The organism is Propionivibrio sp. (assembly GCF_047602565.1).
GTDB lineage: Bacteria > Pseudomonadota > Gammaproteobacteria > Burkholderiales > Rhodocyclaceae > Propionivibrio.
This window is the reverse complement of the sequence record NZ_JASGGX010000001.1, coordinates 4,776,354-4,802,585: the sequence shown is the minus strand read 5'-3', so window position 1 is coordinate 4,802,585 and position 26,232 is coordinate 4,776,354. Positions and strand designations below refer to the sequence as shown.

Here is a 26,232-nt window from a genome sequence, read left to right as displayed (position 1 = left end):
GATGAACGGACGCGGGAGACCGGCACGTCAGAACTTCAGTTCGGCGATCAATTCCACGCGGCGGTCGTCGCCCATGAGGTACTGGCTGCTGCCGTAGGCGGCTGCGGCGTACACCTTGTTGGTCAGGTTGCGGCCGAGCAGGCGCAGCGTGGCGCGCGGGTTGTAGCGCCAGCTGACGGCGCCGTCGAGCACGGTGTAGGACGGCAGGGTCAGCGTGTTGGCGTTGTTGGCGTAGCGCTTGCCGACGTAGCGCGCGCCGAGCGAGGTTTGCCAGCTGCCCACGAGGTAATGCCCCCACAGGTTGGCGACGTTCCGCGCCACGTTGCTCGGGCGGTTGCCCGCGCGGTCGGCGCCGCCGGCTTCGATCAGCTCGTCGAACTCGGCGTCGGTCCGCGCGTAATTGCCTTCGAAGCGCCAGTTCTTGGTCGGCCGGAGCACGGCGGCGAGTTCCAGCCCCTTGGCATGCTGGCTGCCTCCCTGCACCGAAATCGACGGGGTCACCGGGTCGCGGGTGATGATGTCGTCCTTCTCGATGCGGTAGATCGCCGCCGTCCACTCGCCCAGCCCCTGGCCGAACTGCTGCTTGACCCCCGCCTCGGCCTGCTTCGCCGAGGTGAGCTTGAAGCTGCTGTTGGCCAGACTGAGCGTCAGCATGCTGTCCACCGGGTCGTAGCCCTTGCTGTACTGGCCGTAGACGCTGAGATCCGGGGTGACGAAGTGGGTCAGCCCCAGCCGCCAGGAGGTGCCGGCCAGATCCTTGTCGAAGGACGTGCCGCTCACCAGCTCGTGGCGCGAATAGTCGCTCAGGTCGCGGCGGGCGCCGAACAGCAGCTGCCACTTCTCGGCGAAACGCCAGGCATCCTCGAAATAGAAGGCGTGCTGCGTGGTGTCGGTGTCGAACTTGGCGCGGGTGACGTCCGGGCTGCTCCACACGCCGTGCACCGGATCGTCGGCCGAGACGACGGAGGTGCCGCCGTACGGCGAGTTGTTGGAGAACCTCCCGTCGGCGCTGGACACCTCCCAGCCCAGCACGGCCTTGTGCGCGCCGGCGTTGATCGCCGCTTCCAGGCGGTTGCCCCGCTGATCCAGATCGTGCTTGATTTCCAGGTAGGAGGAGCGCGTCACCTTGCCGGTCGCCGGGTTGTAGGCGTAATTCTCGACGTTCTTCCAGTGGCGGTCGGACTGGAAGTAATACACCTCGTCGCGCAGGGTCAGCCAGTCGTTGGCCGCCCATTCGGCACGCGCGCGCAGGCGCTTGTCCTCGTAGCGGATGACGCCGTCGCTGACGTTGTAGTTCTCGTCGCGCAGGCGCTTGACCACGCGCCCGCTGTAGATCGGCGTGCCCCAGTAATCCTCCGGCTTCTGCTCGCTGACGTCGGCCAGCAGTTCGAAGCGCAGATCGCTGGACGGCTGCAGGCGCAGCGTCCCCATGAATTTCCCGCCCTGCGAGCGCCCGAGGTCGCGCTCGCCGTCCGAATAATGCCCATAGACGTCGACGCGGTAGCTGGCGATCTCGCCGATGGGACCGGTGAACCCCAGGCCCAGGCGGGCCGTGCCGTATTCGCCCACGCCCAGCAGCGCCTCGCTGGAACTCTCGCGGCTGGGCTGCTTGCGCACCGCGTTGATGACCGCGCCCGCCGTGCCGGCGCCGTAGACGATCGAGGCCGGGCCGCGCAGCACCTCGATGCTTTCGTAGCCCCAGCTGTCGTTGGGATAGTTGATCGTGCCGGCGGCCACGCCCAGCCGCGTCCCGTCCTCGGCGACCCCGACCGAGTTCACGCCGGCGAAGCCGCGGCTGGAGAAAGCCATGCCGCCATTGCCGCCCGTGCCCTGCGAGGTCAGGCCGGTCGTGCGCGTGATGGCGTCGACCACCGCGAAATCGCCGCGCTCGCGTAGCGCCCTGGCGTCGAGTTTCTCGACGCTGGCGGGCAGTTCCTGGCCGCGAATGCCGGTGCGGCTGCCGGTCGCCGAAGGCTCGGAGAGTCCCAGCCCGGCGCTTTCGGCGCTCGCCGTGACTTCGACTTCCGGCAGCACGGATTCCTGCGCGAGGGCGTGCCCCAGAGTCAGGGGAACGCAAAGCACGGCCAGGCAAATTTTGGAGAGTGGATGCCGCGCGTGGACGGCGGGTGAGAAAAGAAAAGGTCTAGCGCACTTCATGGTCAGATCGTCCTGTTCTGACCGTCCGGATGCACGCAGCGGCACTTTCCAGCCCCGTCCCGGAGCCAGGAAATTCTGCCGCCACCTGCTCCCCGCAGACGGTCTGCCAAAAACAACCGTCCAGCCGACAAGCGCCGGGCGGTCCCTGCAGGCCGGTCTCCGGGCTGGCAATTGGCAGGGCCTGATTCTGCGTGCGGCACCATGCCGGACACTCCACCTTCCCAATATGTCCGCGCGCTTCGCTGTCGAAGCCACGTGAAATACCAGTGGCTGGCCGCCTGAATGACCGGGCGGCCGGGGAGCTCCTATTTGCTTACCGTTGCGGGGGCAGCCAGGGCTTTGCGGCATTTCAATCCGCGCACCCTGTTCCCGTTTAACCCGATGGTCGAAAGAGAACGATCCACCAGGAGCCTGCGGCCTATGATTCTAGCATCGCTTTCGATTCACCGGAAGCCCGGCCGGCATGAAGACGACGATGTGCCCTTCGATACGAATCGTTCTCACTTTCACGACATCGTGAAGTGAAGTATCATTCGATATTTTCGAGGCAAGGATCGTAATAGTCGAACCTTTCCTCATCCGTGGCGGGAACATGCGGCAAGGCGATCGAGCCCACCGCGCGGGCTTCGGCCCCGCCGGCGCGCTCCTTCGAAGGGTTCCCACGGCGCCGATGGCGCCCGTTCCGCCGGGAAAGGCGGACCGAACGGACCGCGAACGGCCGGTTCGGCCGACTCAGAGAAAACAACCCGGAATGTCCCGATTCATGCTTTCTCATTCACCCCAATCCGACGCCGCGTCGCCCGACCAACGGCGCTTGCTGTTCCTGGACGCCCTGCGCGCGTTCGGTTCGATCTCCATCATGCTGCACCACTTCGCGCTTTACCCGCCGCTGAACGACCTGGCGGCGCCGCTGCTCGGCGCCTGCCTGGACTGGCTGCGGGACCACGCCCGCACCACGCAGATCTTCTTCGGGGTGAGCGGCTACGTGCTGGCGCGCAGCCTGTCCGGGCGCCACTGGAACCTGCGCCGCATCGGCGCCTTCCTGGCGCAGCGCTATTGCCGGCTCGGCATTCCCTACCTCGCCACGATCGCGCTCGTGCTGCTGGCGTATTCGCTGGCCTGCGGCTACCTCCCGCCGCAGGTGACGGGCAGCCGGGTGACCTCCTGGCAACTGCTGACCCATCTGGTCTTCCTGCAGGACATTCTCGGCCAGGAACAGCTCTCCGCCGGGCTCTGGTTCGTCTGCATCAACTTCCAGCTGTGTCTGATGTACGCGCTCATCCTCGGCGTGCGCGACTCGACGGGAAGCTCCCGCTTCGACGCGGGGATGCTGCTCGGCTGGCTGCTGGCCGCGGTCTCGCTGTTCCACGTCAACCTCGATCCCAGCCGCGACGCCTGGGCGCTCTACTTCTTCCCCTACTTCTTCATGGGCGTGGTGGTGCACCGCGCCTTGCGGCCGGGCGGCCGGCACGCCGGATTCTGGCTCTACCAGCTCCTGTTCGTAGCCGCCCTGTGCGTCGCCTGGCGCTGGCGCCTGGTCGCCGCCATGGCCGTCGGCGCGGCGCTCTTCTTCGCGGGAGCGACGGGCTGGGGCAGCCGCTGGCCGAAAAGCCGGGTGGTCGCCTGGTTCGGCAAGATTTCCTACAGCCTGTTCCTGGTACACTTCCCCGTGCTGGTGCTCGTTTCCACCGCATGCATCCGCCTCGACTGGACCTCGCCCGAGGACGCCGTCGCCGCCCTGGGCGCGGCGGTCGCGCTCAGCGTCGCGGCGGCGGCGGTGTTCCACCGCTGGGTGGAAATCCCCGCCGGCCATCTGGCCCGTATGCTGGCGACGCCGCCGGGATCGCGGGAGGCCCGGATGGACAGACTGGCCGTCCGCGTCCAGGACGGATCACGCAAGCGATAGACGGAACGAGGCGGCGCCAGAGGCCGCCGCGCTTCAGTTATAAAACGGCACGCATCACCGGCCGATTCCAGCCTGCTTTTCCCAGACCCTCAGCACCGCATCGAGGCGTTTGGCGTTCTCCTCCTGGCTGGTCAGGTACTGGTCCATTCTTCTTTGCTGGTCTTCGGAAATATCGAGCATGCGATTCGTGCGATTCAACTGCTCCTCGTACGCCTGCATCTCGGAACTGGACTGGGTATTCTGAGTGTTGGCAGCCTGCGGCGCCGTCGTCATCGGCCGGATGACACCTATCCACAAGCCCCAGAAAATGGCCGAGAAGACAACACTCTTGAAGCAAAAAAGCGCGCCGGATTTCATTATCGACATCCTGATTTCCTCCTCATATAACTACTGCGTGTAAACCCGGGCCGGCCCGGATAGCTTCCGGAGTCCCTTTTCGTCGGCACGATCGCGGGCTTTTCGCTGTTCGACGTACTGATCGATCGCGGCGCCGATCCCGGTGCCAACGTATATCTGGGGATCGGCCGGGCTGTAGTCGTCCCTCGTTTCGCGGGAAGCGATCAGCGGCATGGCGATATTGAAGGCCTCTATGAAGGAATCGGTCTTGCGCAGCCCGTCCTGGAAATAGGCCCTGCCGAAGAACGTGAAGTCGGCCTCGTTGCTGCATCCGTGGGACGTGCGATCGGCGGCCGAGGCGGTGATTATCAGCGTGTCCGGATCTTTCAGCGGCTCGATGAAGCCGCCCGAGTAACAGGCCGACACGACGACCACGCGACGTTTGATGCGCGCGTCGTCCAGAAGGCGGCGCAGGGTCGGCGGATCCAGCGCTTCGAAGCGCATGTCGCCGAAACTCAGCGAAAGCCGGTGAGTCTTCGATCCGTGCGCAGTGAGATAGAGGAACAGGATGTCCTTTTCCGGGTTCATCACCTTGCCCATCTGTTTCAGGGCCAGGCCAAGACTGGTCACGCTGGCGATCGGCGTATCGAGGACGGTCTTCGCATTGTTGATGAGCATGATCGAGCGGCCCACCGTATCGAAATGCGCCTTGAACAGGCCGGCGGCGTAGTGCACTTCCTTCATGAAGACGTCCTGATGGGAATCGCCGGCCACGCCGACGAAATAAACGTGGGCGGCCTCCGGCGATCCGGGGACGAGCGACGCGAGTGCCTTGTCCAGGGCACGCTGCTGACTGTAGAACGCACGTTCGCCGCGCAGCGGATTCCGTTGCAGTTCCGCCTGCTCATAAGACTCCTGGTTGTACGGCTTGGTCCATAGGGAGCCCCATGTACCGATCTGCGACAGGGGCGCCCAGACAAGCAGGAAGGCGGGTAGCATCGCGGCAAGGCCCGGCTTCGGCGGCAGGGCGAAGAAGCGCCAGCCCGCGACTGCCGCCGCCATCCCCAGCCAGGCGGGTGCGAGATTCTGGTAAAGAAGATACGACCCGTCGAACCCTCCGAAGGCTGCACTCAGAACCCTGCTGTCCATGATCTTCAGCAGGATCGCCGAGCCTGTTTCGATCGGGATGGACATGGCACAGATCGCGACGGCCAGCGCCAGGGTCGCTTCCGTTTTTTTCAGGAGCGCGCAGACGGCCCACGCGGCGAACAGGATCACCGGCACCTTGAAAAGCAGACTGGGGAGCCCGAACGGCGTGCAACTCGCCCTGCGGGCCGACCATGAGGAAATCGTGGACGAACTGAAGGAGGAGGCCGATCCCCGTCAGGCCGATCAACTGGGAGAACGTCGCCGGGATGTCCGAATGGCGAATCTTGAGAAATGCCGCGCCGCGACATCCCTGCAGCAGCGTGGCGACGGTGGAACGCCAATGGTCCGCCGCTGCCGCCGCGATCGGGTCGATACTGGAAAACCTCATCGCCACACCCAATGTCCTTCCTGTTCCAATTTGCATGAATGACGACGAAACCGGACGGGATGGCTCGGTTTCGCAATGACATATTCGCGGGAGAAGCGCCATGCCGGCCGACGGGCCCGATGCGCGACGGTCCGTTTCTTGTCTTTTCGGACGATCCGGTGGGCATTATTCCATAAGCACGGACATCCAACAAAAAAACGGGGCGGTCGCCCGCCCCGTTCCTTCCATGCCGGGACTGTCCGGCGTTTACCCCAGCCCGTGCTTCGCCTTGCTCGCCTGCTCCTGCGGCTTGAACAGGTTGAAGCGCGGCAGGAACTTGTCCCAGTCGATGATGTGGCCGTCGATCTCGGGGCCGTCGACGCAGGCGTGCTTGCGCACCATCCGGCCCTCGATGTTGACCGGCACCATGCACGCGCCGCACATGCCCGTCGCGTCGACCATGATCGAGTTGAGGCTGGCGACGGTCTTCACGCCGTAGGGGCGCGTCAGGTCGCTGATCGCGCGCATCATCAGCGGCGGGCCGATGGTGACCACCTCGGCGATCTCGCGGCCCTTGCTCGTCTTGCCGTCCTTGAGCATTTCCTCGAGCGGGCCGGAGACGAAGCCCTTGACGCCGAAGCTACCGTCGTTGCTGGTGTAGATCACGTCGAGCCGGTCGCCGAACTCGGCCTGCAGCTTGCCGACGCGCTCGTTCTCCTTCGTCCAGAACAACAGGTCGGCGCTGCGGAAGCCGGAGATCAGGGTGACATGGTTGCCGAGGCGCAGGTGCTCGCGGGCGATCGGATACACCGGTGGCAGGCCGACGCCGCCCGCCGTGAACACCACCGTCTGCTTCTCCGCATCGTAATGGTGCAGCTCGCTCGGCAGGCCGAGCGGCCCCGCGATGCCGGCGAAGGCTTCGCCGACCTGCATGCGGTTGATCTCGATGCTGCTGGTGCCCATGCCCTGCACCACCAGGCAGATGGTGCCGGCCTTGGCGTCCCAATCGGCGAGCGTCAGCGGGATCAGCTCGCCGTTCGGCCAGGCCAGCACGCGCACGAACTGCCCGGCCCGCGCCGCCCGGGCGATAAGCGGCGCGTGGACGATAAATTCGACGATGCCGGGCGTCAGCTCGATCTTCTCCAGGATCGTCTGCGGCGAGGCGCCGAGGTGCGAGTAGGCCCGGGCCTTGTCGACCCGGCCGCGGATTTCGTCGGTGGACAGGTCGATGTCGCCGACGATCTCGCGCGCCGCCGCCTGCCCGTCGCCAGCCGCGCGGATCGCCGTCGAGCCGCCGCGCGCCGCGTCGCCGCCGGAATAGATGCCGTCGAGCGAGGTCTTCTGCGAGCCCTTGCTGCCGAGGTCGATGGTGCCCCACTTGGTTGTCTTCAGGCTCGGCTCGGAGTCCTTGATGATCGGGTTCGGGTCGTTGCCGAGCGCCATGATCACCAGATCGGCCCGCATCAGCTCCCTCTCGCCGGTGGCGACCGGGCTGCGGCGCCCGGAAGCGTCGGGCTCGCCCAGGGCCATCACTTCGAGCACGGCGCCGGTGACGAAATGCGTCTTGTCGTCGCCGACGAACTCGCACGGCGAGCGCAGGACCTTGAGCTGGATGCCCTCTTCCAGCGCGTGATGCAGTTCCTCGACGCGCGCCGGCATCTCGCTCTTGGTGCGGCGATAGACGATGGTGACGTTGCCGCCCAGGCGCCGCGCGGTGCGCGCCGCGTCCATCGCGGTGTTGCCGCCGCCGATGATGATGACTTCCTTGCCCCTGGTTTCCGGCAGAGGCGTCTCGTAGTCCTCGCGCAGGCCCTGCATGAGATTGACGCGGGTCAGGAACTCGTTGGCCGACATCACGTTGAGCAGGTGCTCGCCGGGCACGTTCATGAAGCGCGGCAGGCCGGCGCCGGTGCCGACGAAGATCTTCCAGAAGCCGGCGTTGCGCAGGTCCTGCAAGGTCGCCGTCTTGCCGACGACGAAGTTGGAGACGAACTTGCCGCCGAGCAGCCTGATCTTGCCGACCACGTCGTCGATCAGCTCGTTGGGCAGGCGGAACTCGGGGATGCCGTAGCGCAGCACGCCGCCGAGCGCGTGGAAGGCTTCGAAGACGGTCACCGGGAAGCCCTCGACCGCCAGCAGGTAGGCGTTGATCAGCCCGGCCGGCCCGGAGCCGACCACGGCGATCGGCGGCTTCTCGGCCTTTTCCCAAGGATCGGGGAAGCCGGCGAAGCGCGCGGCGATGCCGTCCGGATCGACGACCTTCTCGCGCTGCGGCAGGAACCATTCGATCTGGCCGATCTCGATCGGCTGCTTGGCGTGCGCGCAGACGCCCTGGCATTGCAGCTCCTGCGGGCAGACGCGGCCGGTGACGTTGGGCAGCGGGTTGCAGTTCTCGATCAGCTCCATGGCCTCGCGGAAGCGCCCGTTGCCGAGCAGGTCGAGCATCTCCGGGATGTGGATCTTGACCGGGCAGCCGCCCTTGGGCTCGAACTTGCCGGGCACGTGCAGGCCGACTTCGCAGGGTTTCTCGTCGCACTGCTTGTCGCGCAGCACTTCGAGCCAGACGATCAGGTCGACCTCGCGTGCCGAATATCCGAGGTTCATGTAGCCGAGATAGCCCTGGTTGACCAGTCCGAAATCGACGGAACGCTCCTCGGGCGAGCGGATGTACGGCGGAATGAAGCTCTCCGCCGGCCAGTTCTGCGACAGGCCCTTGAACATCGGATAGCGGTCGGAAAGGTGCAGGTCGAGCGCCTTGACGAACTTGCGCTTCAAGCCCAGCGGCACGCCCCAGACGAAGCGCATCAGCACCTTGCTCATGTCGTCGTCGCGCAGCAGCAGTTCCCAGAAGGTGCGGATGAATTCCGGGGAAAGCTCGTCCTGCTTGAACTCCGCGACGATGGCCGCCGCGCCATCGGAGATGAACATCTCGCGGAAAGCCTGCGGGTCGTTGAGCAGCCGCCGCCGCAGCAGGTCCAGCTGCTTGTTGAAGGTGCCGACGGCGGCCGTCTGCTCCAGCGCCTCGATCTGCGAGCGCGTGGCGTCCAGCGCGTGGCTGGCCTCCCGGTAGCGCTGCAGGTCGTCCTGGCTGAATTGGGTCGATCCGGTGCTCATCGAATGATCTCCGCGTCGCAGTTGGCCGACACCCGCTTGATGCGGGCCTTCAGCTCGGGGGTCGGGGCCACGCGCTCCAGGGCGCCCGGAATCAGGCGCGCCACTTCCCTGCTCTCGCCGTCGACGACGAGGCGCGTCTTCTCGAACAGCTCCGGAATGTCCTGGTAGCAGGTCTTGCAGTTGGTGCACTTGGCCGGGTCCTCGATGCTCACCAGCGCCTCGGCGACGGCGGTGGCCGCCTCCGCGGCCGCCGGCGCCGCACCCGCGACCGGGACGATCGGGATGGTCCTGCCGATGCCGGCCGGCGCCTTGCTGGAGGCCGCCAGTTCGGACATGGCGCGGGCGATCGCGTCGAGCGAGCTGTCGTGCTGTTGGACGGATTCCTTGACCTTGGCCTGCAGCGCGTCGATGCTGGCGCGATGGCCGGCGTCCATGCGCGCGACGTGGAAACCGGCGAGGTATTGCAGCGTCTGCCAGTTCCGGCGCCGCTCCTCGACCAGTTCGACGATGGACGCGGAAACGCCCAGCCGAACGAGCCGCTTGTCGGCGTTGACCGAGAAGACGAACGGCGTCCTGCCCTGCCGCGCCTCGGCCGAAAGGTCGATGAACTCGGCGATCGGCACCAGGTTGGGGGCGTCGGCGCCAAGCTTGCGGAACTGCTTCTTGAAGCGGATCTCGCCGACCGCGAAGCTGGCCGGCGTGAGCTCGACCTCCATCAGCTTGAGCTCGCCGTTCTCGTCGAGGTATTCCAGCGGCGCCCTGGTCCAGGTCTTGTCCGGGTCCGGGTTGCCGTCGAGCGAGAACCACTCGTGCAGCGTCTTGCCCTTGCGCGGATCGTGCACGAACACCGGGTTCATGCGGCTTTCCACGGCCAGGCGCGCCTGGCGGGCGGAAACGTTGTCGGCGATGCCGTGCTCGCCCTGGCACGGCGTATACACGTCGAGCACCGCCGGCGCGTCGGTGTAGGAGAGGAACTCCATGGTGTTCTTCAGGTAGTGCCCCTGCAGCGCCGTGCTCGTCGAGCAGACGAAGACGTTCGGGTGGAACGAGGCGATCAGGCCCAGTTCCTTGCGCGACTCCTGCTTGCCGCTGTGCGCCCCGCCGTGCCGCGCGAGGTCCGAATCCTGGCCGGTGAAGCTCGACGTCGAGGCCTGCCCGCCGGTGTTGGAATACGCGCCGGTGTTGAGCACCAGCACCTTGATCGGCGTGTTGCTGGCGAGGATGCGCGAGAGCGCGCCGAAGCCGATGTCGTAGGTCGCGCCGTCGCCGCCGATGGTCATCACAGTCGGCAGGAGCGCGAGTTCTTCCTTGGTGAACAGGTTCCACGACAGGAAGCGGAATTCCTTGTCGTGCTGCTCCGGCACGTAGGCGTCGTCGAGTTCCAGGCGCGCCAGGCGCATGGCCTTGACGTCCGGCACGGCCTGCGCCGAGACGCCCTCGAAGATGCCCTTGGCCAGCGGCTGGGCGTCCTGGAACAGGCTGTTGACCCACGGGTCGTTATAGGCGTTGAACGGGAAGGTCGAGGCGTAGACGCTGCTGCAGCCCGTCGAGTTGGCGATGATCGCGCCGGCCGGACCGTTGCCGGTCGGGCCGCCTTCGAACAGGTACAGGCGTTTTTCCAGCGTGGCGATCAGTTCGCCGATGCGCCGGCTGCGTTCAACCTCGTTCTTGCCGAGCGAGGACTGCTTGGCGACGAGTTCGGCGATCAGCTTCTCCAGTTCCGCGATGTGGTCATGCCGCCGCTTCTCGGTGATCGCGCGGTTGGTCGCCATCACCAGCCGGATCGCCGTCACCTCGCCGCAGCCGCGACAGCCGCCGTGGCCGCCGGTCGTCGCGTAGTAGTTGTCGCGGTCGAGCAGCAGGCGCTTGATCTCGCCGCCGGCCTGGATGGCGCCGTTGACGAAGCGCGCCGGCGTGTTCGGCGTCTGGCTCATGAAGTCGAAGCGTTCCTGCAGCGTGCCCAGCAGGACCGCGTCCTGCTCGTGCGTCTTCAGCGCGCCGGGGCCGCAGACGTTGACGCATTCCAGGCAGCCGGTGCATTTCCACGGATCGATCGTCACCGAGTACAGCCCGCCGCTGCCGGGGCTGGCCTTCTCGGCGGCGTCGAAGAACGGCCGCGTGCGGGCGACCGGGAAGGCGGCCAGCACGTTGACCAGCTTGCTGAAGTTGGCGAGCAGGGTCGCCTGCCGCGTCGGCAGCTTCGAGGCGGCCTCGGCGACGAGTTCGTGGAAGGCGCGGCTTTCCTTGCCCTGCCGGTAGGCCTCGCGCACCGCCTCGGCGATCGCGTACACCTGGCCGCGCATGGCCTCGCGCTGCGCCTCGGTGACGTCGAGGCGGCGGATGCCGGTCAGCAGCAGTTCGTGGATGTCATGCACGGTGTTCGGGATCGCCGCGTCCGGACAGACCAGCGTGCATTCCATGCAGCCGGTGCACGACTCGGGGTCGAACAGCGGCACGCTGCGGCGGAACAGGCCCTTGTCCTTCGAGCCGGCGGTGCCGGCCGGCATGAACAGCCCGGCGCCCGGCAGCACCGGCGCCTCGGCGATGGTGCCCTCGCGGAACGGTGTGGCGACCATGTCGTTGAAGTACTCGCGGTCGAACAGGCCGCACGCGGAAGCGCCGTCGGGCTGGCACATCGAGGCGGACAGCGAGACGTTGCGCAGAGCGATCGGCGCCGGCTTGGCGTCGATCTTCCTGAGCGCCGGCTGGTCGTAATCGACGCGCACCGTCGCCTCGATGCCCTCCTGGATGACGTCCATGTTGCCCTCGACCACCGCGGCGCCCTTGCTGCCGAACTTCTTGGCGATCTGTTTGCGCACCTTCTCAAGGATGGCCTTCGGCGACGCGCCCGCCGCCACCTGCTGGACGTGCCCGGCCACCGCGCCGATGAAGGCGATGCCCATCATGCGCGTGGCGAGTTCCGGCGTCGGCGCGTGCTTCTTGGCGACGGCGAAGGCGTCGATGATGAAGAAATTGATCTTCTTCTCGCGGATCGTCTTCCTCGCCTGCGCCGGCAGCTCCTCCCACACGTGCTCGGGCGTGGCGTTCGACTGCAGGATGAAGGTGCCGCCCGCGGCCAGTCCCTTGAGCGGATTGGTGTGCACAAACGAGCGATGATCCGGCGAGATGACCACCTCGACGTCCTCCAGCTCGGCGTTGGTGATCTTGATCGTCTCGGGCGAGAGCGTGATGTAGTAGTTGGTCGGCGCGCCGCTCTTTTCCGAGCCGTACTTCGGCGCGGCCTTGGAGTGCATGTCGAGCACGCCGGCCAGGATGTCGGTCAAGAGCTTGCCCGAAGCGATCGTGCCGTAGCCGCCGACCGAGTGGAAGCGCACGCGGAAGGCCGTGTCGGGCAACAGGCGCGGATTCGGCTCGGTCTCCAGCGCCATCAGCTCGGTTTCCGGATACGCGGCCTTGAGCTTTTTCTGCAGCTCGGCCATGCGCGGATTCGGGTTCCTGGAGAAGAACTGCGAGCCGAGATAGATCAGCGAGGCGCCCGCGCCGCCCTCCATGTTCCTGAACGCGGCGATCAGGTGGCGCGGCTGCAGGTCGTGGCCGCCGAGGCCGAAGATCGCCGTGGTCAGTTTCGGAGACGCCTTGATGCCCGGGATGCCGGCATGGCGCTCGGCCTCGCCGCGCTTCAGGTCGCCGTTCTCGCGCGCCTTGAACAGCGCCTGCGTGACCAGCGTGGTCAGCGCCGTCTGGTCGGAGCGTTCGAGCACCGTCACCGCCTTCTTGCCGGCCAGCGCGGCGACCACTTCCGCTTCCGGGAACGGTTGCAGCAGCTTGATCGACACCAGGCCAACCTTCTTACCCTGCCCGCGCAGATGCGTCACCACGGCCTCGACGTCGTCGCAGACCGAGCCGAGGCCGACCATCACCGTCTCGGCGTCGTCGCACATGAAGGTGTGCACCGGCGAGTACGCGCGGCCGGTCAGCGCCGAGTATTCGGCCATCGCCTGCCGCACCAGCGCCGGCACGGCGCTGGCGAAGTGCGTGCGGTGGTCGGCCGCGCCGGCCTGGAAGTCGGGCTGGTTCTGCACCGGCCCGGTCAGGCCGGGATTGTTGATGTCCACCAGCGCCGGGACGAGCTGGCGCGTGCCCTTCTCGAAGGCGTTGAGCCACTGCCGGCGCCACGCGCCCTGCAATTCCTCGGGCAGCCAGCCGAGCGTCTTGCCGACCAGCGCGCCGTCGTTGTCCTTCTCGATCTTCGCCGCGTTGGCGTCGAGGAATTTTTTCAGCGCCGCCAGATCGGCCTCGGCGACGTCGGCCGCGTGGCGGGCGAGATACTGGTTCAACTGGAACACGCGGCCCTTGGAGCCGAACAGGATTTCCTGCGCCAGCGTCGGCGCCTTGATGCGCCCGGCCGGGTCGCCGAGATATTCGCGCAGCAGTTCCGGTTCCGGCAGCAGCGCCTCGCTCATCATGTGGCTGGTGGCAAAGCCGTCCATGGCGTTGGCCACCGGGATCAGCGACAGCGCCGAGGTGCGGTAGGAGATCGCCGCCAGATCCGCGGCTTCCTGCGGGTTGGCGCCGAACAGGATGGTGTAGCCCGAGGACAGCAGGGCATACACGTCGTCGTGCCCGGCCATCACGTTCAGCGAATGCTTGGAAACGACGCGCGCCGCCACCTGCAGCACGAAGCCGCCGACCTTCTTGCCGACCGTCACGTAGTGCGATTCGAGCGCATAGAGAATGCCTTGGCTCGACGAGGCGTTGGAGATGAACTGGCCGCCGGTCAAGGCCGCGCCCAGCGCGCCGCTCTGCGCCGAATGCTCCCCTTCGGGCTCGAAGAAGAACGGATGCTTGCCCCACACGTTGACCCCGCCTTCCGCCCGGAACGCCTCGTAGAGCTCGGCGATTTCGGTCGAGGGCGTGATCGGGTAGCCGATCACCCCGCCGCACACGTTGCTCATGACGTGGGCGACGGCACCGTTGCCGTGGATGACGCTGGGGATGCCTGGGTACTTCGCTTTCTTGACTTTCATGGTCGGACGTCCATAGGAAGGTTGGGAGATTCAACCACGCAGGCAAATGCCCGCCTGTTTGCCGGGAACTGAACAACACAAAAAAGGAAAAGGAAGCGCCTCGCCTGCTTCGAACGCCGCGAAAAACGGCTCATCCGCCACCGTTGCGGCGGCGAATCGGCTTGACCAGCCCATGAAGCGCACCCTGACCATATCTCCTCCGTATAGTTGAGTTTCGGAGTTTTTTCGGCACAAACGTTTGTGCAAATATGGAACAACTAAATGACGCTAAGGAATGAACTATTCTACTCCCAACTTCCGGAATTGCGCAGGCCGAAATGAAATTTCAGGAACTTTCACCCTAACCCATTGTCGCCGGGGAAGAAAACCGCGCCCGAGGGGCGCCGGCGACGTTCGTCAGACAGCATTCCACCCTGGGATCGGCGAGGGGAAACGCAAGATGCACGACCCAGCTTCGAGTCGTGCATCTGTGCGTGCTGCTGGCAGGTCGGCTTGGCCCACGGGGCGCAAGCCGACGACGGCGGGGGATGTCGGGTCACGCTCCGCAGCCGACCCGACCCGCGTCCTACGGCCGACGCGGCCGGCTCAGCGGAAGAACTCGCCGACCCGCTCGAACACCTCATGGCCGGCGCCGTGGCGATGGACGGCCAGGACGTCTTCGAGCTTCTCGATCTGGCGGATCATCTGTTCGAGGCGCGCGTCCTCCTTGACCGTCAGCCAGATGCGGCTGGTCCGGCCGGCGCCCACCGGCATGCACAGGATGCCCTCGACGTTGTAGGCGCGGCGCGAGAACAGGCCGACGATGTGCGACATCACGCCGGCGTGGTTGTTGACGTCCAGTTCCAGGACCGTTTGCGGCAAGCCGGTTTCCGAGTGTCTCTTGGTAATCGAATTCATGGTCAGCCTCCAATCATGTCCTTGTTGGCACCGCCGGGGGCCACCATCGGCAGCACCTGTTCACGGCAATCGATGCGCGCGTGGATGAACGTCGGTCCGCGCGTCGAAAGCGCGTCGGCCAGCGCGGCGCGGGGATCGGCGGCGGTGTCGAGATCGAGCGTCCGCCAGCCGAAGCCCTCGGCGATCCTGACGAAATCCGGTTCGCCCTTGAACTTCGACGAGAAGATGCGCTGGCCGTAGAACAGCGTCTGCTGCTGGAAGACGAGCCCCAGCGAGGCGTTGTTCATCAGCACCACCTTGACGTTGGCGCCCTCCTCGGCCGCCGTGGCGAGTTCCTGGATGTTCATCAGGAAGCTGCCGTCGCCGGAGAAACAGACTACGGTCCGCTCGGGCTGCGCCATCGCCGCGCCGATCGCCGCCGGCAGGCCGAAGCCCATGGTGCCGAGGCCGCCGGAGGTCAGCCACTGGTGCGGACGGCGCAGCGGGTAGGCCTGTGCCACCCACATCTGGTGCTGGCCGACGTCGGTGGCGACGACCGCTTCGTCGTCCAGGCAATCGGCGACCGCCCGGATCAGCCCGTAGGGCGTGCGCGGATCGTCGATGCCCGGCGTCTGCAGCGAAAATTCCGCCTTCAGCGCCTCGACGCGCGCCAGCCAGTCCCCGCGCCGGCCGGCATGGACCCGCGGCAGCAGGCGGCCGAGCACTTCCTTGACGTCGCCGCGAATGCCGACGTGGGCCGTCTTGATCTTGTCCAGCTCGGAACGGTCGATGTCGACGTGGATGATCTTCGCGTTCGGACAGAAGGCGGACACCTTGCCGGTGGCGCGGTCGTCGAAACGCGCGCCGACGGCGATCAGCAGATCGCACTCCTCCAGCGCCATGTTGGTGCAGCGCGCGCCGTGCATGCCCAGCATGCCGAGCGACAGCGGGTGGTCGACCGGCATCGTGCCCAGCGCCATCAGCGTCATCACGGTCGGCAGGCCGGCCTTCTCGGCCAGCTCCACGGCCTCGGCCGCGGCGCCTGAATGCACCACGCCGCCGCCGAGGTAGAGGATCGGCCGCGCCGCCGCGTCGATCATCGCCGCCGCGTCGGAGATCGCGCTCGCGTCAGCCGCGGGCACCGGCTCGGGCCGTCCCGGCTCGGGCCACTCGGCGACCTCGATGCGCTCGTTCTGCACGTCCTTGGGAATGTCCACCAGCACCGGCCCCGGCCGTCCCGAAGCCGCCAGGCGGAACGCCCTGGGGATGACGTCCAGCAGCTCGCGCGCCGAGCCGACCAGGAAGTTGTGCTTGGTGATCGGGATGCTCAGGCCGTAGGTATCGACTTCCTGGAAGGCGTCGGTGCCGATCATCGAGGTCGGCACCTGGCCGGTGATCGCCACCATCGGGATCGAGTCTAGCTTGGCGTCGGCGATCGCCGTCAGCAGGTTGGTCGCGCCGGGGCCGGAGGTGGCCAGGCACACCGCCACCTCGCCGGTCGCCCGCGCCGCGCCCTGGGCCATGAAGCCGGCGCCCTGCTCGTGGCGGGCCAGCACGTGCTCGATCAGCGTCGATTGTGACAGCGCATCGTAAAACGGCAGGATGGCGCCGCCGGGGATGCCGGGAATCCGGCGGATGCCCTGCCGTTCCAGCAGGCGCACGACGATCTGCGATCCGGTCAGGGTTTCCGTCGCGTCTTCGTTCATTGACTTCTCCTTTCTAGGGGGCGGATGCCGGCCAGTTTCCGATCGGAGGCGCCAAAAACGAAAACCCCCGCCGGTCTGCACCGGCGGGGGTTTTGAAAATCGGTCAGTTGCTTCGTTTACCTTTTCCTGGCCCTCGACGGCGCGCGCGCTACGGCTACGCGTACTACCGGTACTACACGCAGGGAAATGACCAGCGCGAGCGACGCCATCGCGGCGGAGACGAACCACGGTGAAGCGATGGAAGCGAGCAGATCGGGCAAGGACATTTTCGGAATCGTGCGTCGGAAAAAGTACAGTGAGCGGATTAGAAACGAGGTCGGGAAAAAAAACAACCCTTTTCTGCGCAGGGATGTTCCGGCAGGCTCAGGGGATCATGCGGAACATCTTGAAATTCTTGTCGAGAACCCAGGGTTCGATGGTGTGGTTGACCGTGGCGAAATGCTCCATCGTGGTGTGTTTCTGGAACGCGGCCTCGTCGTCGTAGACCTCGAACAGGAAGAAATGCCCCGGATCGTTCTCGTTGACGGTGACGTCGAAGCGGCGGCAGCCCGGCTCGTTCAGCAGGGAACTGCGCGCGTTGATGCGCATGGCTTCCTGGAAATTGGCGACGTATTCGGGCTTGATCTGGAAATTGACGGTGACGACGTACATGGCGAACGCTCTCCTTCTCTCTTCGTCTCGGGAAACTCGATGCCGGCCATTTTACCAGCACCGCTTCCGCCTTCCGTGCAACAGGCCGGCCGGCTTTGGCTAGAATGGCCGCTCATCAAAAAAATGGGAGGAAACACGCATGGACCAATCCCCTGTCTGCCCGCAATGGCGTGACGACGACGAACTCTTCGCGCTGTGCCGCGCGGGCCTGTTCAGCGCGGTCATCGGCGACGTGATGGACCTGATGGGCCATACCGAGCAGTTCCTGTCGCCCCACATCCAGCCGCTCGACGCCGGCATGGTGGTGGTCGGCCGGGCCATGCCGGTGCTGGAGGCGGACGACTGCGGCGGCGAAGGCCCCGGCCGCGTGAACGACCTGTTCAACCGGCCGTTCGGCCTGATGCTGCGGGCGCTCGACGATCTGAAGAAGAACGAGGTCTATGTGTGCACGGGCGCCTCGCCCGACTACGCGCTGTGGGGCGAACTGATGAGCACCTGCGCCCGCAACCGCGGCGCGGCCGGCGCGGTGGTCGACGGCTATTCGCGCGACACGCGCGGCATCGTCGAACTCGGCTTTCCCGTCTTTTCGTACGGACGCTATGCGAAGGACCAGCGGCCGCGCGGTAAGGTGATCGATTTCCGCTGCACGATCCGCATGGGCGGCGTCACCGTGAAACCGGGCGACATCCTTTTCGGCGACCTTGACGGCGTCTGCGTCGTCCCGCGCGAGATCGAGAAGGAGGTCATCGAGGCCGCCTGGAAGAAGGCCCACGGTGAAAAGCGCGTGTTCGAGGCGATCAAGCGCGGCATGGGCGCCCAGGAAGCCTGGGACACGTTCGGCATCCTGTAACCCGCAGCAAGGAACGGAATCCATGAAAATCACGGACGTGAAGGTGTGGCTCGTCGAAGGCGTGAAGTACAACTGGACCCTGATGAAGGTGTATACGGACACCGGCCATACCGGCGTCGGCGAAGCCACCAACTGGCCGGGCAGCCCGATCATCGAGGCCGCCGCGCGGCACGTCGGGGAGCGCGTGGTCGGCCTCGACCCGCTGCGCACGGACTTCATCTGGACCAAGCTCTACCGCGACCTCAACTGGATCGGGCCGTACGGCGCCAGCCTGTGCGCCATCAGCGGCCTGGACATGGCGCTGCTCGACCTGAAAGCGAAGTTCTACGGCATGCCCTGCTACGAGCTGCTCGGCGGCGCCTTCCGCACGGACATCCTGCTCTACGCCAACTACTGGTTCACCGGCGGCGGCCACTCCGCCGACGCTTACGCCCGGCAAGCCAAGCGGGTCAAGGACCTGGGCTTCACCGGCCTGAAATTCGATCCGTTCGCCCACACCAACTACTTCTACGGCGAGGACCTGCACACCAACCTGACGCTCACCCGCGCGCAGCAGGATCTCGCCTTCGAGGTGACCCGCGCCGTGCGCGACGCCGTCGGCCCCGAATTCGACATGATGATCGAGACGCACGCCATGCTCAATTTCGAGGTCGCGGTGAAGATGGCCGAGCGCCTGGCGCCGCTGGGCGTGACCTGGTACGAGGAGCCGGCCGGCCCGGAAAGCGCGCAGACGCTGCGCGCCTTCCGCGAGCGCCTGCCCTCCGCCGTGCCCATCTGCGTGGGCGAGCGCCACTACACGCGGCATGCCTTCCGTCCGATCCTGGAGAATCACGTCTGCGACGTGATCATGCCCGACATCACGCGCTGCGGCGGCCCGAGCGAGATGAAGCGCATCGCCACCATGGCCGAGGCCTACGGCGTGCTGGTGGCGCCGCACAACCCCAACGGCCCCTTGAGCACGCTGGCCAGCGCGCACGTGTGCGCCAGCATCCCCAACTTCTTCCGCTGCGAGTTCATGGTCAACGACGTGCCGTGGCGCGACGCGGTCATCAGCCATTCGCTGGACGTGCGGGACGGCGTGCTGCGCCTGTCGGACCGTCCCGGCCTGGGCGTCGACCTGGTCGAGGACGAACTGGCGAAGCACCCCGGCATCCGCGAGCTGCGCGGACGCGAAAACTTCTATGTGTGACGCGGCCGCCGGCCGCACCCTGTCCGGCTAGCCGGACAGGGCCTTGTCCACCACCTCGAACACGTCGCGCGACAACCCCGGCTGACGGCGCAGATTCTCCAGCACGGCGCGGGCGTGCGCCTGCCGCGCGGCGTCGAACCGGCGCCAGCGGTCGAAGCTGCGCGCCAGCCGCGCGGCGACCTGCGGATTGAGCGGATCGAGCGCGCCGATCCGCGCGGCCAGGAAACGGTACCCTTCGCCGTCCGCCGCGTGGAAATGGCGGTGGTTGGCGCCGAAGGTGCGCAGCAGCGCGTACACCTTGTTCGGGTTGCGCAGATCGAAGGCGGGGTGCGCGGTCAGTTCCTCGACGCGATCCAGCGTGCCCGGCAGGCTGGAAGCCGCCTGCACCGCCAGCCATTTGTCGACCACCAGCGCCTCGTGCTGCCAGCGGGCGTGGAAATCCCGCAGGGCGGCGGCGCGCTCCGGGCAGTCGTGCTGGACGAGGACGGCCAGGGCGCCGAACTGGTCGGTCATGTTGTCCGCCTCGGCGAACTGCCGGAACGCCAAAGCCCGGTAGTCCGGCGCGTCGAGCCGGTTCAGGTAGTCCAGGCACAGGTTGCGCAGGCGCCGGCGGGCGGCTTCGGCGGTATCCGGCCGGTACGCGCCGGCGGGCGCGAGCCGCGCGTAGGCGGCCGAGAAGTCCGCCGCCAGCGCCTCGGCCAGCGCGCGGGCCAGCCCGCTGCGGGCGAGGAACAGGGCTTCGGGGTCGACCACCTCCATTTCCTCGGCCAGCGTCGCCTCGCCGGGCAGAGTCAGGGCCTCGGCGATGAACGCCGGATCGCTGCCGCCGAGCAGCACCGCCCGCGCGGCGGCGGCGACCCCGGCGGGCCATGCCGCCGCCTCGCCGCGCGCCAGACGCGCCGCGTTGGCCAGGATCAGCCGGCCGAACAGCCGCTGCCCCGCCTCCCAGCGGTTGAACGGGTCGCTGTCGTGCGCCAGCAGGTGCGCCAGTTCCGCGTCCGTGTACGGATGGTCGAGGATGACCGGCGCGGAGAAGTTGCGCAGCAGCGACGGCACCGGCGCGGCGGGGACGTTCTCGAACACGAAGGTCTGCTCGGGCGCCGCGAGTTGCAGCACGCGCGTGGCGGCGCCGCCCAGGTCGACATCGCCGCCGTCCGGGCCGACCAGCCCGACCGCGACCGGGATCAGGTACGGTTCCTTCTGCGCCTGTCCCGGCGTCGGCGGGCACGACTGGCGCAGCGTCAGGACGTAGCGCCGCGCCGCGGCGTCGTACTCGCCGCGCGCCGCCACGCGCGGCGTCCCGGCCTGGCGGTACCAGGCCATGAACGGCGAGAAGTCGAAGCCGGACGCCGCCCCCATCGCCGCGACGAAATCGTCGCAGGTCACCGCCTGCCCGTCGTGGCGGCGGAAGTACTCGTCCATGCCCGCGCGGAAGGCGTCGCGGCCGATCAGCGTGTGGATCATGCGCACCACCTCGGCGCCCTTCTCGTAGACGGTCGGCGTGTAGAAGTTGTTGATCTCGACGTAGGTCGACGGGCGCACCGGGTGCGCCATCGGCCCGGCATCCTCCGGGAACTGCACGGCGCGCAGGCCGCGCACCTCGCGGATGCGGGCGACCTCGTGGCTGTGCGTGTCGGCGCCGAATTCCTGGTCGCGGAACACGGTCAGCCCTTCCTTGAGCGAGAGCTGGAACCAGTCGCGGCAGGTCACGCGGTTGCCGGTCCAGTTATGGAAGTACTCGTGCGCCACCACCCGGTCGATGTTCTCGAAATCGGCGTCGGTGGCCACGTCGGCGCGCGCCAGCACGTACTTGGTGTTGAAGATGTTCAGGCCCTTGTTCTCCATCGCCCCCATGTTGAAGTCGCCGATGGCCACGATCATGTAGTGGTCGAGGTCGCATTCCAGGCCGAAGCGCCGCTCGTCCCAGCGCATCGATTTCTTCAGCGCGGCCATCGCATGCGGGCACTGGTCGAGCTTGCCCGGCTCGACGTAGATCGCCAGCTGCACCTCGCGGCCGGACGCCGTGCGGAAGGTGTCGCGCAGCACGTCGAGCTTGCCGGCGACCATGGCGAATAGGTAGCTCGGCTTGCGGAACGGGTCTTCCCAGGTCGCGTAATGGCGGCCGTCCGGCTCGTCGCCCGCGGCCACTGGGTTGCCGTTGGCCAGTAGCACCGGGAAGGCCGCCCGGTCGGCGTGCAGCGTCACGCTGTAGCGCGCCATCACGTCCGGCCGGTCGATGAACCAGGTGATGCGCCGGAAGCCTTCGGGCTCGCACTGGGTGAAGTAGCCGTCGCGGCTGCGGTAGAAGCCCGACAGCTGGGTGTTCGCGTCGGGCCGGATGCGCACCCGCGTCTCCAGCGTGAAGCGCGCGGGCACGGCGTCGATGGTCAGGTGCGAGGCGTCGATCCGGTACGCCTCCGGGGTGAGTTCCCGGCCGTCCAGCGCGACCGACAGGGTTTCCAGCTCCTCGCCGTCGAGCACCAGCGGCGGCGTTCCGGCCGCGTTGCGCACGCAGTCCAGGCGGGCGGAAACAATAGTGGCATCGGCGCGGACGTCCACGTCGAGGCGCACCGTTTCGATCAGGTATGGCGGCGGCGCGTAATCTTCGAGGTGGATAGGCTGGACGGTTTGGCTAGAATCGGTGTGGGACATGGCGAGGTTTCCGCAAGGAAAAACAAAGACGTGATGATAGCGGAACGCGCGGGCATCCGAGGGATGCGGGGCGGCGCCCGAACTTTTCCCATGACCCGCTGACAAACCCGCGTTGGCTTCACCTGCCCCGTGGACAGGTCATTTCCCGGGTTCATTTCATCACAGACAGATAAAGGACAAGGCTCATGGCAAGCACAGTCACCCTCGGCGGCAACCCCGTCGAAGTCGCCGGCAATTTTCCCCGGAAAGGCGATATCGCGCCCGCGTTCTCGCTGGTCGGCAACGACCTTTCCGACGTGCCGCTCAAGCAGTTCAGCGGCAAGCGCAAGATCCTGAACGTCTTCCCGAGCATCGATACGCCGACCTGCGCGACCTCGGTGCGCAATTTCAACAAGCGGGCCAGCGAACTGCCGGATACGGTCGTGCTGTGCATCTCCGTCGACCTGCCGTTCGCCCAGAAGCGCTTCTGCGGCGCCGAGGGGCTGAACAACGTCATCACCCTGTTCAACCATGCGCGGGCGCGAATTCCTCAAGGATTACGGCGTCGAGATCGCCTCGGGCCCGCTGGTCGGCGTCGCCGCGCGCGCCGTGGTCGTGCTGGACGACCAGAACCGCGTGCTGCACAGCGAGCTGGTGCCCGAGATCAAGAACGAACCGGATTACGACGCGGCCATCAAGGCGCTGGGCTGATCCGCTCGTCCCGCGTTTGACGAAGGGCCCGCGGCGATAGAATTCCGGCATGCCAGACTTCGCCGCTTTCCAGACCCTTCGCCACGCCCTCCTGCCCCACCCGGCCACGCCGGCGCCGATGGTCGGCGCCATCGACGCCGACATCGCCACCCTGGCCGACGGCTCCCTCGCCTTCCGCTACCGCCTGCGCGGCGACATGGCGCGGCTGCGGATGCCGGCGGCGGCCGCCCCGGAACGCGGCGACCTGCTCTGGCAGCACACCTGCTTCGAAGCCTTCGTGGGCCGGGCAGGCGACGCGGGCTACCGGGAATTCAACTTCTCGCCTTCGGGCCGCTGGGCCGCCTACGATTTCGGCGCTTATCGGCAGCGTCTGGCCGATCCGACGCTCGCCGCGCTGCGGATCACGATGCGGACGACGGACGGACGGCTCGAACTGGAAGCCGTCGTACCCCTGCCGTCCCTGCCCTTCGTCGCGGACGGCGAAGCCTGGGAGATCGGCCTGACGGCGGTGGTCGAGGCGGTCAACACGGTCAACGACGGCCTGAGCTACTGGGCCTTGCGCCATTCCGCGCCACGCCCCGATTTCCACCTGCGCGACGGCTTCGCGCTGCGCCATCCATGCCGTTCATTCCCTGAATAAACAACATTAAGAACAATCCATAATTTGTTGTTTATAAAATATAATAATTATTAAACTCTGGCCGTCGCCGCGCTAAAAGAGAACGTTCCCCGAATCGCCCCGGTCAAACCGGCACAACTCTCAGACACGGAGGCCACCATGTCGCACGACCCGTTTGGCGCTCTGCGGGAATTCCGCATTTCCCCCTCGAAGACCTCCCAGTTCCACGCGCTCGCCCCGCTCGAAGCGGCCGGACTGGGCAAGATTTCGCGGCTCCCCGTTTCCCTGCGCATCGTGCTCGAATCCCTGCTGCGCAACTGCGACGGCCGCCGCATCACCGAGCAGCACGTGCGCGAACTCGCCGGCTGGCAGCCGACGGCCGAGCGCACCAGCGAGATTCCTTTCGTCGTCGCGCGCATCGTCCTGCAGGACTTCACCGGCGTGCCGCTGCTGTGCGACCTGGCCGCCATGCGCGGCGTGGCCGAGCAACAGGGCCGCAATCCGAAGATCGTCGAGCCGCTGGTACCGGTCAACCTGGTGGTGGACCACTCGGTGCAGGTCGACCATTACAACGTCGAAAACGCGCTCGATCTGAACATGCGCATCGAGTTCAAGCGCAATCTGGAACGCTACCGCTTCATCAAGTGGGGCATGCAGGCCTTCGACACCTTCCGCGTGGTGCCGCCGGGCATCGGCATCGTGCACCAGGTCAATCTCGAATATCTGGCCCGCGGCGTGATCCAGAAGGACGGCGTCGCCTACCCCGATACGCTGGTCGGCACCGATTCGCACACCACCATGATCAACGCGCTGGGCGTCGTCGGCTGGGGCGTCGGCGGCATCGAGGCCGAGGCCGGCATGCTCGGGCAGCCGCTCTATTTCCTGACGCCCGACGTGGTCGGCGTCGAGCTCAAGGGCCGCCTGCCCGAAGGCTCCACCGCCACCGATCTGGTGCTGCTCGTCACCGAGCGCCTGCGCAAGGCCCGCGTGGTCGGCAAGTTCGTCGAGTTCTTCGGCGAGGGCGCGGCGACCCTGAGCGTGCCCGACCGCGCGACGCTGGCCAACATGGCGCCGGAATACGGCGCCACCATGGGCTTCTTCCCCGTCGACGAGCAGACCGTCGCCTACCTCGCCGCCACCGGACGCAGCGACGAGGAAGTGGCCGCCTTCGCGGGCTACTTCAAGGCGCAGGGGATGTTCGGCATGCCGCGCGGCGGCGACATCGACTACAGCGAAATCATCGAGATCGACCTCGCCGCGGTGCGTCCCGGCGCCGCCGGCCCCAAGCGGCCGCAGGATCACATCGAGCTGTCCGAACTGGGGCGCACCTTCACCCGCCTGCTCACCCTGCCGCCCGGCCAGGACGGCTACGGCAAGCCGGCCGACGAACTGGCGCGGCGGCATCCCCTGCCGGCGATGGCGGAGGCCGGCGACATCGGCCACGGCGACGTGCTGATCGCGGCCATCACCTCCTGCACCAACACCTCCAACCCCGGCGTGATGCTCGCCGCCGGGCTGCTGGCCAAGAAAGCCGTGGCGCGCGGCCTGCGCGTCGGGCCGCGGGTCAAGACCTCGCTGGCGCCGGGCTCGCGCGTGGTCACCGAATACCTGGGCAAGACCGGCCTGCTCGGCGACCTCGAAACGCTCGGCTTCCGCGTCGTCGCCTACGGCTGTACCACCTGCATCGGCAACGCCGGCCCGCTGGCCGCGCCGATCGAGGAAGCCATCGGCAAGCACGACCTGATCTGCGCGTCGGTGCTCTCCGGCAACCGCAACTTCGAGGCGCGCATCCATCCGGCGATCAAGGCCAACTTCCTGATGAGCCCGCCGCTGGTGGTCGCCTTCGCGCTGGCCGGCCGGGTCGACATCGACCTCACCCGCGAACCGCTGGGCGCCGACGCGCAGGGCCGGCCGGTCCTGCTCAAGGACATCTGGCCGAGCGGCGAGGAAATCGCGGCGGCGATCGCGCAGGCCACCTCGCCGGAAACCTACCGGGAGCTGTACGGCGACTTCGTCAACCGCAATCCGCTGTGGAAGGAAATCCCGTCCGACACCGGCCAGGTTTACGCCTGGACGCCGTCGACCTACATCGCCGAGCCGCCGTTCTTCGACGGTTTCTCCCTCCAGCCGGGCGGCCTGGCCGACATCCGCGCGGCGCGGGCGCTGGCGATCTTCGGCGATTCGGTGACTACCGACCACATCAGCCCGGCGGGGTCGATCAAGGCCGCCTCGCCGGCCGGCGAATACCTGATCGCCCACGGCGTGGCGGTCGCCGACTTCAACAGCTACGGCGCGCGGCGCGGCAACCACGAGGTGATGGTGCGCGGCACCTTCGCCAACGTGCGCATCCGCAACCTGATGCTGCCGCCCAACGCCGACGGCTCGCGCACCGAAGGCGGCCTCACCCTCCTGCAGCCCGCCGGAGAACGCCTGCCGATCTACGACGCGGCGATGAAATACATGGCGGCCGGCACGCCGAGCGTGGTGTTCGCCGGCGAGGAATACGGCTCGGGTTCGAGCCGCGACTGGGCGGCCAAGGGACCGTTGCTGCTCGGCGTGCGCGCCGTGGTGGCCAAGAGTTTCGAGCGCATCCACCGATCCAACCTCGTCGGCATGGGCATCCTGCCGCTGCAGTTCAAGAATGGCGAAGGCGCCGACACGCTGGGCATCGCCGGCGACGAGGAATTCGACATCCTCGGGCTCGACGGCGAGCTGCGGCCGCGCCAGGATCTGACGCTCACCATCCGGCGGCGGGACGGCGGGAAACAGGAGGTCGTCGTGCAGCTGCGCGCCGACACGCCGGTGGAGATCGACTATCTGCGCCACGGCGGGATACTTCCCTACGTGCTGCGCGGGCTGCTGGCCGACGCGCCGGCAATCGAGCGGCGGCATGCCGGAACATAGCGCGAGGCGTATGGCGCGTCCCGCCATGAACCTGTACGCTGCCGCGTGTTCCGCTCGGGAACGCCGGGCACGGGAGAC

Annotated in this window: 16 protein-coding genes, 1 pseudogene and 1 riboswitch; of the genes and pseudogenes, 7 read left to right on the top strand and 10 right to left on the bottom strand. The window is 67.0% G+C overall.

Annotation, left to right across the window (positions count from 1 at the left end):
* Nucleotides 1-27: 27 nt before the first annotated feature.
* Nucleotides 28-2,082, bottom strand: a complete 2,055-nt coding sequence (locus QM701_RS22725; RefSeq protein ID WP_415169265.1) for a TonB-dependent receptor — start codon at nucleotides 2,080-2,082, stop codon at nucleotides 28-30.
* Nucleotides 2,083-2,289: 207 nt separating this feature from the next.
* A riboswitch (cobalamin riboswitch) is annotated at nucleotides 2,290-2,587 on the bottom strand.
* Between the two features lie 333 nt (nucleotides 2,588-2,920).
* Between QM701_RS22725 and QM701_RS22720 the strand changes: the two genes are divergently transcribed.
* Nucleotides 2,921-4,063, top strand: coding sequence for an acyltransferase family protein (locus QM701_RS22720; protein WP_415169264.1), 1,143 nt, complete (start codon nucleotides 2,921-2,923; stop codon nucleotides 4,061-4,063).
* Nucleotides 4,064-4,117: 54 nt separating this feature from the next.
* On the opposite strand, the gene QM701_RS22715 is transcribed toward QM701_RS22720, so the two are convergent.
* Nucleotides 4,118-4,429 carry a hypothetical protein gene (locus QM701_RS22715; RefSeq protein WP_415169263.1) on the bottom strand — a complete coding sequence of 104 codons (312 nt, stop codon included), beginning with the start codon at nucleotides 4,427-4,429 and terminating at the stop codon, nucleotides 4,118-4,120.
* Nucleotides 4,430-4,450: 21 nt separating this feature from the next.
* A complete protein-coding gene (locus QM701_RS22710; protein ID WP_415169262.1) occupies nucleotides 4,451-5,677 on the bottom strand; it encodes a C13 family peptidase in 1,227 nt (408 codons plus the stop codon).
* Between the two features lie 7 nt (nucleotides 5,678-5,684).
* Here QM701_RS22710 and QM701_RS22705 point away from each other — a divergent pair, with 7 nt between their 5' ends.
* Nucleotides 5,685-5,978, top strand: a complete 294-nt coding sequence (locus tag QM701_RS22705; protein ID WP_415169261.1) for a hypothetical protein — start codon at nucleotides 5,685-5,687, stop codon at nucleotides 5,976-5,978.
* Between the two features lie 204 nt (nucleotides 5,979-6,182).
* Here the strand turns inward: QM701_RS22705 and QM701_RS22700 are convergent, their stop codons facing one another.
* The 6 genes from QM701_RS22700 to QM701_RS22675 all read right to left on the bottom strand — a co-directional run bounded on the left by QM701_RS22700 (nucleotide 6,183) and on the right by QM701_RS22675 (nucleotide 17,250).
* Complete coding sequence (locus QM701_RS22700) at nucleotides 6,183-9,029, bottom strand: sulfide/dihydroorotate dehydrogenase-like FAD/NAD-binding protein (protein ID WP_415169260.1); 2,847 nt, start codon at nucleotides 9,027-9,029, stop codon at nucleotides 6,183-6,185.
* Entirely contained in the window at nucleotides 9,026-14,017 is a 4,992-nt protein-coding gene (locus tag QM701_RS22695; RefSeq protein ID WP_415169259.1) for a 2-oxoacid:acceptor oxidoreductase family protein, read from the bottom strand. The genes QM701_RS22700 and QM701_RS22695 overlap by 4 nt, the downstream gene beginning before the upstream one ends.
* 30 nt (nucleotides 14,018-14,047) lie before the next feature.
* Nucleotides 14,048-14,209, bottom strand: a complete 162-nt coding sequence (locus tag QM701_RS22690; RefSeq protein WP_415169258.1) for a hypothetical protein — start codon at nucleotides 14,207-14,209, stop codon at nucleotides 14,048-14,050.
* A 393-nt stretch (nucleotides 14,210-14,602) separates the two neighbouring features.
* Nucleotides 14,603-14,914 (bottom strand): acetolactate synthase small subunit, encoded by a 312-nt coding sequence (ilvN, locus tag QM701_RS22685; protein WP_415169257.1) that lies wholly within the window; start codon nucleotides 14,912-14,914, stop codon nucleotides 14,603-14,605.
* Between the two features lie 2 nt (nucleotides 14,915-14,916).
* Nucleotides 14,917-16,599, bottom strand: coding sequence for an acetolactate synthase large subunit (gene ilvB, locus QM701_RS22680; protein ID WP_415169256.1), 1,683 nt, complete (start codon nucleotides 16,597-16,599; stop codon nucleotides 14,917-14,919).
* Nucleotides 16,600-16,962: 363 nt separating this feature from the next.
* Nucleotides 16,963-17,250, bottom strand: coding sequence for a putative quinol monooxygenase (locus tag QM701_RS22675; RefSeq protein ID WP_415169255.1), 288 nt, complete (start codon nucleotides 17,248-17,250; stop codon nucleotides 16,963-16,965).
* Between the two features lie 139 nt (nucleotides 17,251-17,389).
* Here QM701_RS22675 and QM701_RS22670 point away from each other — a divergent pair, with 139 nt between their 5' ends.
* A complete protein-coding gene (locus tag QM701_RS22670) occupies nucleotides 17,390-18,100 on the top strand; it encodes an RraA family protein (protein ID WP_415169254.1) in 711 nt (236 codons plus the stop codon).
* Between the two features lie 22 nt (nucleotides 18,101-18,122).
* Nucleotides 18,123-19,289 (top strand): mandelate racemase/muconate lactonizing enzyme family protein, encoded by a 1,167-nt coding sequence (locus QM701_RS22665; RefSeq protein WP_415169253.1) that lies wholly within the window; start codon nucleotides 18,123-18,125, stop codon nucleotides 19,287-19,289.
* A gap of 27 nt (nucleotides 19,290-19,316) precedes the next feature.
* Here the strand turns inward: QM701_RS22665 and pepN are convergent, their stop codons facing one another.
* A complete protein-coding gene (gene pepN / locus QM701_RS22660; RefSeq protein WP_415169252.1) occupies nucleotides 19,317-21,941 on the bottom strand; it encodes an aminopeptidase N in 2,625 nt (874 codons plus the stop codon).
* A gap of 185 nt (nucleotides 21,942-22,126) precedes the next feature.
* Between pepN and tpx the strand changes: the two are divergent.
* The 3 genes and pseudogenes from tpx (at nucleotide 22,127) to acnA (ending at nucleotide 26,154) form a co-directional block, all read left to right on the top strand.
* Nucleotides 22,127-22,631 (top strand): annotated as a pseudogene (tpx, locus tag QM701_RS22655) (thiol peroxidase).
* Between the two features lie 49 nt (nucleotides 22,632-22,680).
* Nucleotides 22,681-23,271 (top strand): DOMON-like domain-containing protein, encoded by a 591-nt coding sequence (locus QM701_RS22650; protein ID WP_415169251.1) that lies wholly within the window; start codon nucleotides 22,681-22,683, stop codon nucleotides 23,269-23,271.
* Nucleotides 23,272-23,409: 138 nt separating this feature from the next.
* On the top strand, nucleotides 23,410-26,154 hold the full coding sequence (acnA, locus tag QM701_RS22645; RefSeq protein WP_415169250.1) for an aconitate hydratase AcnA: 2,745 nt from the start codon (nucleotides 23,410-23,412) through the stop codon (nucleotides 26,152-26,154).
* Nucleotides 26,155-26,232 lie beyond the last annotated feature (78 nt).